The following is a 13,112-nucleotide window of genomic DNA, read 5'->3' on the forward strand; positions in this document are numbered from 1 at the left end:
TATGCCCCTAATTTTAGTATTGGGGGCATATACGCTGGCTTTAGATTTATAAAAATGGATTTTCGATTTCTTTAGTATTTCGAACTTGGATTTTTTCTGGCAAATTTTGCGCTTCTTCCAACGCTTTTACCGCATCATTGAGAATCGCTTGTAAAGCTTTTGCTGCCTGCAATCCAACTTGATCATGACTAATTTGTAAATTGCCATAAATATTGATGCAATCCGTTTGATTTTCTATGGTCAGATCATAGATTTGCGTCGATTGTTCATCATTCTCAAATGCTTTAAACATATTGTTATCCTCTACTTTTTTGTGTTTCAGCGTTATTCTGGGCATGATTAAAACACAATTACGAGATAGGTTATTTCACGAATTGTAAAATATATTGTAGCAAAGCCTGAACCAACTGCTTAACCAAGGCATCTTGGGTATTGCTATCAATTTTAGGTAAAGTCTCTTGACTCGCTGAAGTCATTTTTTGAGATTTGAACTGTTTTTGTGTTGCCAAAATCTGCTCTGAACTCACATCCACAGCACACTGACTTTTTCCATCCCACTGTAAATAATCAATTTTCTTATTGGCTTTAACCTGTGCTGCAGTCAGTGGCAGACGATAGACATTGCGTTTTTGCTCATCAGTTAACTCTGGAAATATGTTCATTCCCACCAAGTCTTCAAGCTCACAAACGCTGATCAGATTGACATGCAAAGAGCTATCATTGGGTGCCAGATAAGCCCCCACCACACCTTCTTTGGGGATATAGACTGCTTTAAAAACCGCAGTCGGCACGATCACGCCATTACCAATGGTTTTTAATTTTTTACCTGAAAATACTGGACCTGTCACCACATACACGTCGTGTTTATGTTTATTGACGATAGCACGTGTCGCCTCTTCTAACTCACGCCAAACTTGCTGATTATTTTTAGGGGCTTGTGGCACCATATTTGCCAATGAAAAGCTGTCATGTTGTGATTTTTTATCTGGCATATCTCCATTTGGTGACATGTGCCCACGATCATAACCAGAACCGCGATAATCGCTCAATTCTGCCCGATGACCTGCTGCTATACGCTCCTCTGGATGGAAGCTATCTTCACGTTTAATTTTCTGGCTCAAGCGCTCAGGGTTTAAATATTCTGCTGACCAAAGTGGGGTTTTAGATACCCCTGAATACATCACTGTAAAGCCGTTATAGCAAAGCGGATAATTATTTTTACTTAAGCTTTCTTTGGCTAAAAATGGTGGTGCTGATTTGTAAAACTGTTTTAAGCAACTTGGGTTTGAAGCAGTCAATTGTAAACTTGGAATATATTGCGCCAGTTTTTCTTGGGCGAATGCAAAGGCAAAACTTCCAATAGCTGTCAGGGCCAATCCCAATTTTACAAAATTACTTTTCAATGCGAAATCCCAAGCGAAAATCACCCACAATGGTGTTTTCTAAAATGCAAACTTTTCGAGCAAATCAGCATATCAATTCCAAATAAAAATGATATATGCAGATATTTCAGATGATTAAAGCCTAGGCAATATTGGTTTAAATTGAAAGCATATAACGACACAGTCTGTCGTTTAGTTTTAAAAGACAAAGGTTTCATTTCTAAAATGTCAAAAGCTTGGGGTTGTTGACATTTCACAACCGAATTGCGTTGTCAGATAAAATTGAGTAGGCAAAAAAAAGCCCATTTTAAAAATGGGCTTTTTTGATGAGATAGTTTAAATCTTATTTTTTATCACGTTCCAAAATATGAACTGTAGCAGTACGACCTGCAACAAATGCCAATTCATTATGTGGAACTTCATCTAACATAATTTTCACAGGAACACGCTGCGCCAAACGTACCCAACTAAATGTAGGATTGACGTTGGCAAGTAAGCCTGAAGATGTTGTACGTTCACGATCTTCGATCCCTGATGCGATACCTTGCACATGACCTTTGATTTTTTGTGAATCACCCATCAACTGAACTGTAGCAGGATCGCCTAACTGGATTTTATTGAGTTTGGTTTCTTCAAAATAACCCACAACATAAAGCTGTCTACGGTCAACCAAAGCTGCGACTGGGTCACCTATTTTCACATAATTACCCACACGTAGATCAAAGTTTGAAAGCGAACCATCCGCAGGTGCAAGCACTTCAGAACGATTCATATTCAATTCAGCAAGATGTAAATTGCTTTGGGCAACTTTGATCAAAGCTTTTTGCTGGATAATCGTTGCTTCAGCTTGTTCTATCGCAGCACCCAATTGTTTTTCTTCTGCATGAGACTGATCACGTGTCGCAAACACTTGATCTTGCTCTTGTTTTGAAATCGCACCATCCATCAAATCTCGATAACGTGTTGCTGTTCGATCTGCAAGTTTAGTATTTGCTTCTGATTTGATTTTGTTGGCTTTGGCTTGAGAAAGTGCAGCTTGTGCTTCAGCTAAACCTGATTCAGCTTTTGCCAAATCTGATTTTGCTTGTTCAACATCAAGTGTCTGACGTGCCACGTCTATTTTAAATAAAGGCTGACCTTTTTTCACATTTTGGTTATCTTGCACCAAAACTTCAGTGACCAAACCAGCCACATCTGAAGAGACTTGAATCACATCACCACGGACACGTCCATCACGAGTCCACGGCTCAGAATTGTAATAATTCCATAAATGCACAACGCAAACGATCGCAAGAACTGCTGCAACCGTCAATACCACGGGTCTAATGGCTTTACGCGCATCAAAATTTTTCATTTTTCAACCTATCTCATCATCAAAAAATTAGGCTTTGCAGAATGATCCACAAATACCAAACATTAACTAAATATCAAAACAAACAACCAATGCATGAACCACAATAAAATAATGTAAAGGCATAAATTGAAAATGCTAGGTAATGCAATCCAGCCCTTTTCGATTATTTTATCTGTTCCGATTGAAACGATTTTCAGCAAGACATAAGCCAAAATCGCCTGTATCAAAAATACAGGAACATAAACGCCATAAATATTAAATTCGCCCACGTCTATGCTCCTACCAATAATGCTGAATCATTTAAAATGTCTTTTCCGTCATGGCAAATACTGTTACGAATATTGTTGACCGAGATCTGAATTCGATGGCGAATATCTTCATCACCGATCGTCAAAGCTGACGCTGCAATTCGATCAAGCGCATTCAATACTTGTTCATAATCTTCTTTATCAATATTGCCTTTGGCACGTTCTTTAAACCAAGAGTCCAATGAAAGCTGTAATTCTGCAATTTGCACAACCAATGGCGATTCATTTGACAATTTATCTGAAAGTTCCTGTAAACGTGTGAAATCAATCACTGCACTAGATTCTATAAGTGCATTATTAATTTCGGCTTTCAAAGCAACAGATTGCACTTCTTTTGTATTTAAAACACCAATTCGATCCAACATACTGCGTAAATGAGTTCGGTAAGCTGTGCCATAAATCATCCAAATCGATTCACGCATCGCTTTATAATGTGAGGACAGCATGCGTTGTGCTGTCATATCTGGCGACATTGCCCGTACCATATGCACCACACAAACTGAGATAATCGGTCCAATAATCGTACCAATCGACATATCAAAAAAGGCGATTTGATCCAATGAAAAGCGATTTTGAATATTCAATCCCATAGTCGCCCCCATAATCAAAGGCAAGCCTAAACCTGTCAAAGGTGGATGTGGGTAAAGCAATAAACAGAAGATCAAAAATGGAGCCAAAACCAATGCCATTTCCCAAAATGAAGTCACATGAGGGAAAATGCCATAAGCATAAATAAACACGATAAATGCCGCATAAATATTGGCACGAATAAACATTTTTAGCGCAGGAACAGGATTATCCAGCGCTGTCATAATACAAGCACTGATCGCCGCCATTTCTGCAAGCATAAATCCAGATTTCCAACCACTTAAGATCCAGATCGCACTACTGATAAAAATGGTAATAAATGCAGAAATCCCACCACGAACAGCAACACCATAATCACGATGCAAACTTGGATAATTGGTGGTCAAAGGCGAAATCGACTCAGGCAAGCTCATATCACCATTGAGCATACGTTGCCAAATCAGTTTCACTGCCCGTACATTGAGTATGAAATGGCGAATATCCATTTTCAGACTACCCAACATCACTTGCTGTTCAGGTTTGGCATGTCGCATGATCACTGCAAATTTTTGCTCAAACTGTGCTGGTAACAGTTTCAGTTCATCTTCACGAATATCATGTTCATCTGAAATAAATTCAGCGACTTCATCATGAAATTGAGAAAGATAAGCACGATACCCCAAATCAATTTCATCTAACTGTTTCATCCTTTCAGACATCGCGACCAAATTGGCAACCAACATCGTGACTTGATGCAACAATTCTTGCAAAGGTTTGGTCATGCCTTTGAATTTTGATTTCTCATAACTCAAATGCACCGCCATGGTATGAATATCTGAAGTATCACGTGCAATATGTGCTAATAATTGCGTGTAATTATCTTGATGTTTTTGATCCGATAAAATCAGATCAAAAACTTTTTTGGTGTCTTGCATGGTTTTGCCGACACGGGTTTGTACCACAGGTCCCAAATGCAATGGAAAAATCGTTGTTGTGACGATCGCACTACACACCACCCCAATCGAGATTTCCAAAAAACGACCCAGAGCCATGTCAAAAATAGAAACCGTATCGACATAATAGACTTGGTTAAAACAAATAATGACCGCGGTATAGCCTGCCAACATGGTGACATAACTGCGCGGCGTCCGATCTAGCAAAGACACATATAAACAAAATGCTACCCAAGTCGCCAAGATCAAAACAAAAAGCCACGGCGTATTGATAAAATGTGGCGTAACCGCAACAGCAAAAATTGCACCAAACAAAGTACCAAGCAAACGATAAATACTTTTTGAAGCCGTCATACCCGAATAAGGGTTTGCGATCACAAAAACTGTGCCGACCGCCCAAATCGGATAACTCATATTCAATTCAAAAGAAACAAAAATCGCCAGCATACCTGCGATAAAAGTTTTAATCGCAAAAATCCAATCCATTTTATTGGGTCTAAAAGCCAATAGCTGTTTTGTTAATAACATGGATGATTCTCGATAGTACTCATTTCAGATTGCCTGGGTCTTTTTTGAAAAGACTAAAACTACGCCATTTACAAAATGCAAATAGCGTCACATAAATCATATATTGAAGCTGACAAAGTTTTCATCGAAAATTTAAAAAATTCGATCCAATAAAAAAACTTTGTTTAAGGAAATGTTGTGAAAACAACAAAAATGGTTAAATTTTAGCTAATTTTAATCAACCAAACATTCACCATTGGATATTTAATCTGTTAATTTTTTCAAAAAATGCACAATTAGTCAACAAAAATATCTTTATTTGATAATTTATTTAGATTTAAATGAGTATTGTTATCCTTTTTATATAATTTTCGATTAAAAGCAGTACTTTTTATTAAATATGAGACTTATTGCTAGTTTCATAAAATTTTCTCTGCAAAGCCTCAAACAATTTGTTATAAAAGAGGTTGTTGACATTTCATGTTATTTGCTAGCAACTTATTTGTTGAAATAACAACAATCCTTTATATAAAGTTTATTTTTTTAGTTCCCAATGGTTGAGTAGGTAAATCATGGCTCTTTCTAGTTTCGGCAAAATCCTCACCGTTTTAGATTTATTTTCGGTGTCACGGCCAGTCATCAATGTCGACGTGATCTGTGATGAGCTCGGTCTATCGAAACCAACTAGCTATCGTTATCTCAAAGAATTGGTTTCAGCCGATATTTTACAACGTTTAAGCGGTACATCAGGTGACTATACTTTAGGTCCCAAAATTGCGGTATTGGATTATATTTCACGTACGACAGATCCTTTGGTTCGTATCAGCAAACCATTTATGCAGGAAATTTCTGAACGTACAGAACTTTGCTGTTTATTGACACACTTAAACCGTGATTATTGTATTGATATTCACCACGAAGTTTATCGTGATGAAACTTTGCTTTCTTATGGTCGTGGTTGTCCTCGTCCTGTTTTTATGGGGTCATCACCTAAAGTCATCATGGCACATTTGCCTAAACAGCGAATCCATGATTATTACTCACGCTTCCACAATCAATTGATTGAAGTGGGTTTTGCGACAGATGAAGAAAGCTTTATTACTCGTATGAAAAAAATCAAAAAACAAGGGTTCTATTTCTCACAAGGCGAGTTAGATCCAAATGTTTCAGGTCTTTCTGTGCCTATTAAATTTTCAAGCAAAGAAGCACCTTTGGCGCTGACAGTATTGGCATCGAAAAATCGCTTTGAATTTGTCAATTTGGATAAATTGATCGAAACGCTACAAGAAAATGCTAGCCAAATCGAAAAGCGTTTCCTTGCACTTTCTGAAAGTGATCAACTTGCTGAATTCAATAATATTAGCTTATTTAAATGATAATTCTAATAATGAGTTACATTTTTAAATATTGAAATTTAAATCATATTCTCATAATATGATTCTCGTTCTTCGGCAATACATACCATAGGAATTGTTTTTACGAAGGCAATCCCCCTCAGAGTAGAAAAGCTCATGCGTGACCATGAGCTTTTTTATTGCCTAGCAGAAAGTCTTTTGCTTGCAACAAATATTTTTTCAGTCCAATTCCATCTCATTTTTGCAAATAAACAGCATATCCAACACAAAATCAGCGCAGATTCTATTAAGATAAAAGCATAAAAATGATGATCAGCGACGATTTATGACCGATTATTTAAGAAGAATTACCCTAAAAAACCAAGGCTTAAATCAAAATAGCTTATTTTCAGCAGGCTTGACGGGTACTCAACAAGCAATTGAGCAGTTGGGATATGTGCAGATTGATACCATTTCTGTCATTGAACGCGCGCACCATCATATTTTATGGAATAGAGTGCCCGACTATCAATTGGAGCATTTAAATACACTGGTCGCTAAACAGCAGATTTTTGAGTATTGGTTTCATGCAGCAGCGTATTTGCCAATGCGAGATTATCGATTTGCCCTGCCACAAATGCATGCCGTTAGAGATCAAGAATTTCGTTATTTTAAAAATGGCGATACAAAATTGATGCAGGAAATTGTGGCGCGAATGCGTTCTGATGGAAAACTGCGTTTAAGGGATATTGATCCAGAACATAAGATTAGCAAAGGTCAATGGTGGAATTCTGGTGCTGGTCGACGCTCATTGCAGCAACTTTTCATGCAAGGTGAGATCATGATTTGTGAACGCAATGGCATGGAAAAAACCTATGATTTGACAGAAAACTGTTTGCCAAATCAGATCAATTTATCTATTCCAAATTTACAAGAATATGCCGAATATTTATTTGAAACGACACGTAGAGCGCACGGCGTGTTTACTTGGAAACAGTTGATTCATTTAAAAACAGGCAAAAAAATCCGTGATGCCATGCAAGCAACCTTAAACGCAAATCTCGATGCGAAAAACATTGAAGTCATCAAACTTGAAAATGGACAAATTCTCTATGTGGATCCTGAACTTTTCAACGAGCAAAGTACTGCGCAACCTGCACTTAAACTACTTTCCCCTTTTGATAATCTGGTCATCCATCGCGAAAGATTAAGTCATTTATTTGATTTTGATTATCGTATCGAATGTTATGTCCCTAAAGATAAACGCATTTTTGGTTATTTTTGTTTGCCTATTTTATATAAAGAACAGATTGTTGGGTTGATTGATTGTAAAGCACATCGAGCACAACAAACCTTAGAGGTTGTCAGTCTACACATACAAAATACTGAAATTGATCGAGAACAGTTTCTATTGGAATTAAAAAATGAGCTGCTGAATTTTGCCAAATTTAATGCCTGTCTACATGTCGAAGGACTTTGAATTTAAAATTTTGAGAGGAAAATCATTTTAAAACTTAGAAAATATTTTTGAATTCAAACTTTTTACTCAGGCGCATAAAAATATCGAAAAGTTAAATTGATCCGTGGCTCTATAATCTTGGTTGATTTGGCAATCATATGTTTCCAATAAAGTTGCGTCGTACCTTTCATCACGATCAATTGACCACTCTGCAACAGCAGATCAACTTTTTCCGATTTGAATTTATGCTTAAAACTAAACTTTCGGGTTGCGCCAAAACTCAAAGACGCTATGACTGCTTGTTGTCCCAAACTTGGCTCATCATCACTATGCCAGCCTACGCCTTGCATGCCATTTTCATACAGATTGGCGAGACACGAATTGAAAACCTGCCCCGTCAGTTGTTCTATATGAGTTTTCAATCTAAATAATGCTGGATTCCAGATCTGCGCCTGTTTTTCTACACCGGAATAATGGTATTGATAATCGGCATCGCCATACCACACCACTTTGCGCTCGGTAATATAATGCTGACCATGCAAAAAAACTTCATCATTTTGCCATGCCAGATTGTGCAAAAAATAACGTAAATATTTCTGTGAATCTTGTTGATTTAAAATCAAACCAAAATCTTGAACAACACCATCACATGGCAAAAGATTGTCATGCGCTTCTGGTTCAAAAAGTTCAAGGTTCATCGAAAATCATTATCCATGGTATTTTCTCAACTACATTTTAAATGATTTATGCAAAGTGACAATTCACTACATTGTATATGCTTGTGACAAAGCACTTTCGGATTTAGACTAAAATTCAAACTGGAAATTGATAATAAAAAATAGCTTATGAATTTATGGCATTTGTTTCTAAAATTGCGACCTTTTGTTCGTCCTTATCGCCTCTTGGTCATCGCCACTTTGGTTCTGACACTGATCGGTTCTTTGACAGCACAGGTCAATGCACTCACGCTAAAATATGCGGTCGATAGCATCAACAAGCTAGTCGAAGCAGGCTCAGGTCTGGCACAAGGTTGGCATATCCTAATTACGATTACCGCGATTTTATTGGGAAAAGAAGTACTCAATGCCATCGTACAGTTTGGTCAAAAATTTTATGGGGAAAAACTGCGAATCTTAGTTTCTGAAGATTTGGCACAAAGCATTATCGAAAAATTTCTCACCTATCGTCTGGCTTTTTTCAATCAAGACAATAACCAAGCAGGCAAATTGCAAACACGAATTGACCGAGGAATTGGCTCACTCACCCGATTGGTTCAGATCTTTTTTATCGATATTTTACCGTTATTTACCAGTGCAATTATTGCCTTAGCCTTGATGTTCTATGCCAATTTTTGGGTGGGTTTGGTCGCTTTGTGTATCGTGCCGATCTACTTTTGGATCACCTATAAACAAGCACAAAAACTCGGTGGATGGCGACGTAAATTGCGTGACGGGCGTGAGAAAAAGAGTCAGGGAATTTTAGGTATTATCAATTCGATCACGGTGATCAAATCCTTTAACCGTGAACATATCGAAGCAGAAAAGCAGCTCAAACTGCAAACTGAATTGACTGAAAATCAGATGCGCACACGTCAAACCAGCTTTGTTTTTGATGGGCTTAAAACGTTTTTGGAACAAATCGGTGTAGTGCTGATCATTATCCTGACCTCATATTTTGTTTTGGCAGGACAAATGAGTATCGGCATGATCATGTTCCATGTTTTGCTATTCAATAATGTTTCTGCACCGATTCGATCATTGCACCGCATTTATGATGAGGTCAATGATGCCATGATTTATTCAGAGAGCTTTTTTACGATCTTAGAAGCGGATGATGAAATCGAAACATCAGGCAATTTAAAACCCAATATCCAAGGTAAATTTGAACTTAAAAATGTAGATTTTAGCTACCCAAATGGTCATCGTGCCCTGCAACATATCAACATGACCATTCAACCCAATAAAATCACGGCTTTGGTTGGTTTGTCTGGTGCTGGCAAGTCGACATTAATTAGTTTATTGGATAAATTTTATCAGCCAGAAGCAGGTCAAATCCTACTAGATGGGATTGATCTTGAAGATATTGATACGCATTTTTTACGTGAACATATCGGTTTGGTTTTACAAAAAAATCATATTTTCCAAGGTTCAATTTTTGAAAATATTCGTTATGGAAAAACCGACGCTAGCCTTGAAGATGTCATGAATGCAGCTAAAAAAGCCTCTATCCATGAACAAATTTTAAAAGTACCGCATGCCTATGATGCAGATGCTTTGATGCTTTCAGGTGGGCAACAACAACGTATTGCTTTGGCGCGGATGTTCTTAAAAAATCCACCGATTATTTTTCTTGATGAGCCAACTGCAAGTTTGGATGCGATCGCAACTGAACAAATTAAAAAGAGTTTGGATGAGATCAAACAAGGTCGCACAGTGATTATTATTTCACATAGCTTATCGCAAATTATTGATGCAGATTATACCTATGTCATGAAAGAGGGACAGATCGTAGAACACGGCGAACATGATGATCTATATCATCAGGATGGGACCTATAAAGAAATTTTTGATGCGATGGCAAAAAGCCTAAATATCGACAAAATTGCCAAAACATTTGAGGATGAGGAAACGCATAGTTAGACTGAATGTATTAATTTTTTCAATCAGCTTCGTCTTTCAATCGACTGGAATTTTAAATTGTTTATGTTGATGAATCTCAGCTAACGCTTTTTTTTGTTCTAAAGTTAACTGATTAAGTTTAAAAATATCTTTAGCTAAAATTTTGTCGACATTTTTTAACTCATCGAAGGTCATTTTTTTCAATGCGCAGATTCAAATCCCAAGTGCAACACACTTGTAGTTAGTTGAAAAAGTTAGGTGTATTCATAGAATCATTAGACTTTTTCAACTCGCAATTGGAAAGCACACAATGAAGAAATACACCCAACTTTCTCAAGATGAAAGATACGAAATTTATGCTACTTTGAAAAGTAAAAGTTCAATCGCTAGCCTTGCTCGGGAGTTAGGGCGTTCACGATCAACCATCTACCGTGAGTTAAAAAGAAATACTGGGCAACGTGGATATAGAGCTCAACAGGCAGCGAAATTTGCAAGTCAAAGACGGTACCATCCTTCATCATCCATGACAGCATTTGCCTTCGCTTATATTGATTACTTAATTGGCTTAGACTGGTCACCAGAACAAATTTCAGGTGCTTTAACACAACGCGGTTGGCTGGATGTACCTTCACATGAGTGGATTTACCAGCACATTTATCAAGATAAATCACAAGGAGGTAACCTCCATCTACACTTAAGGCATCAGAAGAAATATCGAAAACGAGGTTACAAAAACACGGATCGTAGAGGGCAAATCATTGATAAAACAAGTATTCATTGCCGAGACCAGGTCATTGATCAGCGACAACGTTTAGGAGATTTCGAAGGTGATACGGTGATTGGTAAACATCATAAAGGAGCTTTATTAACCCTCGTTGATCGAAAGAGCCTGTACGTACATATTGTTCATTTAGGGTCAACGAGAGCATCCTCTAAAACGATTACTTGTGCATTAGATCGTTTACGAATGAGCCATGCTTATAGTGTAACATTTGATAATGGAAAGGAATTTGCCGAACACAAAAGAATTACTGATGTCGGCATAGATACTTATTTTGCTGATCCTTACAAGTCTATTCAGCGAGCTAGAAATGAAAATACGAATGGTTTAATCCGGCAATATCTGCCAAAATCATCATCGTTTGATGACGTGTCAAACGATGAAATAGAGCAGATAGAATTTTCACTCAACCATCGTCCTAGAAAAACACTAGGCTGGTATACGCCAAGTGAAGTTATGGCTGGTTTTTATACTGTTGCACTTGCTGCTTGAATCCGCCATGTATTTAAATTATCTGGTTGAATATCATTGATCTCATACCGTGCGTCTATAGGATTATAATAATTAAATCCTTTTTGTTCGGCATCTTCAAGTTCTTTGTATTTCATAAAAAATTCATCATCCCCTCCATGCTCTGAACGTTTAATTCTTGATTGGGTAAGTAAGCCATCTATTTTGAAAATATAAGTGAGATGATAAATTGCTCCTCTAAAAATATGATCGTCATACATAAATTTTGATGAGTCGCCATTATAAATATATAAAGCATGCCAGTCGGAATTTATACTTTTTAATTCCTGTTCCAAATATTGTCCTTTTTTTATAACAGTCTGCTTCTTAACCAAACCATACCACTTTGAGCCTGATTCTGAGTCGTATGTATATAAATTAACATTTAAATTTGGAAGCTTAGTATTCTCTTCTACTCGAAAATTAAAATATAAATTTTGTTCTTCTTCAAACATTTTCGTACACCCACCTAAGATTAAAAAAAAACCAAGATAAATAATCTTTAAAAAATTCATTTTATATAACCATTTCGTTTTCATATTTCTAATTCCTTATGTTCATCAGACTGAATATTTGAACGCTCTGATCTATGATCATTGAATATAGATTGATAATTTTTATATAAAAGATCCCCATTTTTATAAAAATTCATTTCCTTTGCAGTACCCTGACCTTTTAGTGCGTTATTACCATCATTTTTGATCCCTGCTACCATATAAGTTGGTCCCATATCCCATCCCAAATTATTTGAGACTTATAAAGAAATTTTTGATGCTATGACAAAAGCCTAAATATCGACAAAATTGCCAAAATATTTGAGGATGAGGAAACGCATAGTTAGGCTATATGGTGATATTTTTTCGCAGTATAAGTACAAAGTATCTTGCTCATCCAATAGGTGAAACTAAAGTTTTAATTATGGAGAAAGAAATAGTATTTAAGTCAGATTTATCTATTACGGCCCCATATTTAGATGAGTTAAAAAATAAAATGCGAAGAAAATAAGAGGGGAAAGAAACATCACTGGCTGTAATATTAAAAGCAGAACGAGCACTCTAATTTTCTTTTTTAAATCTGGAATCAATGTTACATTGATAAAAAATTCAAGTATTAAAAATAATACTGTCGCTATTGCCGTAATCAACAACCCAAATTCATCAACAAAACAAATAGTTATCAAAATGATCAAAACAACGTAGAAAAGCATAAGCATCCAGCTTACTTTTTTATTTAAAACCTCATCAAAATTTAGCTTAGTAATAATTATGCTAACTGCCCCAAAGTAAAAAAATACCATAACCAAACTATAAGCAATAAAGAGATCCATGTTACTTCCCCA

13 protein-coding genes are annotated in these 13,112 nt (G+C 36.7%); 4 read left to right on the forward strand and 9 right to left on the reverse strand.

Annotated features, from left to right (window positions below):
* Positions 1-46 precede the first annotated feature (46 nt).
* The 5 genes from F960_RS19200 to F960_RS19220 form a co-directional block, all read right to left on the reverse strand.
* Complete coding sequence (locus F960_RS19200; protein ID WP_004869959.1) at positions 47-292, reverse strand: hypothetical protein; 246 nt, start codon at positions 290-292, stop codon at positions 47-49.
* A gap of 70 nt (positions 293-362) precedes the next feature.
* Positions 363-1,427, reverse strand: a complete 1,065-nt coding sequence (locus F960_RS19205) for a DNA/RNA non-specific endonuclease (RefSeq protein ID WP_004869961.1) — start codon at positions 1,425-1,427, stop codon at positions 363-365.
* Between the two features lie 298 nt (positions 1,428-1,725).
* On the reverse strand, positions 1,726-2,736 hold the full coding sequence (locus F960_RS19210) for an HlyD family secretion protein (RefSeq protein WP_004869963.1): 1,011 nt from the start codon (positions 2,734-2,736) through the stop codon (positions 1,726-1,728).
* Between the two features lie 62 nt (positions 2,737-2,798).
* Positions 2,799-3,005 carry a DUF1656 domain-containing protein gene (locus F960_RS19215; RefSeq protein WP_004869965.1) on the reverse strand — a complete coding sequence of 69 codons (207 nt, stop codon included), beginning with the start codon at positions 3,003-3,005 and terminating at the stop codon, positions 2,799-2,801.
* A gap of 2 nt (positions 3,006-3,007) precedes the next feature.
* Complete coding sequence (locus F960_RS19220; protein WP_004869967.1) at positions 3,008-5,092, reverse strand: FUSC family protein; 2,085 nt, start codon at positions 5,090-5,092, stop codon at positions 3,008-3,010.
* A 551-nt stretch (positions 5,093-5,643) separates the two neighbouring features.
* Between F960_RS19220 and F960_RS19225 the strand changes: the two genes are divergently transcribed.
* Both F960_RS19225 and F960_RS19230 read left to right on the forward strand, forming a co-directional pair.
* Complete coding sequence (locus tag F960_RS19225; protein ID WP_004869969.1) at positions 5,644-6,447, forward strand: IclR family transcriptional regulator; 804 nt, start codon at positions 5,644-5,646, stop codon at positions 6,445-6,447.
* 304 nt (positions 6,448-6,751) lie between these two features.
* On the forward strand, positions 6,752-7,885 hold the full coding sequence (locus F960_RS19230) for a winged helix-turn-helix domain-containing protein (protein ID WP_004869970.1): 1,134 nt from the start codon (positions 6,752-6,754) through the stop codon (positions 7,883-7,885).
* Between the two features lie 62 nt (positions 7,886-7,947).
* Here the strand turns inward: F960_RS19230 and F960_RS19235 are convergent, their stop codons facing one another.
* Complete coding sequence (locus F960_RS19235) at positions 7,948-8,562, reverse strand: alpha-ketoglutarate-dependent dioxygenase AlkB family protein (protein ID WP_004869973.1); 615 nt, start codon at positions 8,560-8,562, stop codon at positions 7,948-7,950.
* Between the two features lie 147 nt (positions 8,563-8,709).
* Here F960_RS19235 and F960_RS19240 point away from each other — a divergent pair, with 147 nt between their 5' ends.
* Positions 8,710-10,503 (forward strand): ABC transporter ATP-binding protein, encoded by a 1,794-nt coding sequence (locus F960_RS19240; RefSeq protein WP_004869974.1) that lies wholly within the window; start codon positions 8,710-8,712, stop codon positions 10,501-10,503.
* Positions 10,504-10,792: 289 nt separating this feature from the next.
* Positions 10,793-11,755 carry an IS30 family transposase gene (locus tag F960_RS19245; RefSeq protein WP_004854881.1) on the forward strand — a complete coding sequence of 321 codons (963 nt, stop codon included), beginning with the start codon at positions 10,793-10,795 and terminating at the stop codon, positions 11,753-11,755.
* Here F960_RS19245 and F960_RS19250 read toward each other — a convergent pair.
* The 3 genes from F960_RS19250 to F960_RS19260 all read right to left on the reverse strand — a co-directional run bounded on the left by F960_RS19250 (position 11,731) and on the right by F960_RS19260 (position 13,100).
* Complete coding sequence (locus F960_RS19250) at positions 11,731-12,312, reverse strand: hypothetical protein (RefSeq protein WP_004869980.1); 582 nt, start codon at positions 12,310-12,312, stop codon at positions 11,731-11,733. The genes F960_RS19245 and F960_RS19250 overlap by 25 nt on opposite strands.
* Entirely contained in the window at positions 12,309-12,503 is a 195-nt protein-coding gene (locus tag F960_RS19255) for a hypothetical protein (RefSeq protein WP_004869981.1), read from the reverse strand. The genes F960_RS19250 and F960_RS19255 overlap by 4 nt, the downstream gene beginning before the upstream one ends.
* A 225-nt stretch (positions 12,504-12,728) precedes the next feature.
* Entirely contained in the window at positions 12,729-13,100 is a 372-nt protein-coding gene (locus F960_RS19260; protein WP_004869983.1) for a hypothetical protein, read from the reverse strand.
* Between the last annotated feature and the right edge of the window lie 12 nt (positions 13,101-13,112).

The organism is Acinetobacter gerneri DSM 14967 = CIP 107464 = MTCC 9824 (assembly GCF_000368565.1).
GTDB lineage: Bacteria > Pseudomonadota > Gammaproteobacteria > Pseudomonadales > Moraxellaceae > Acinetobacter > Acinetobacter gerneri.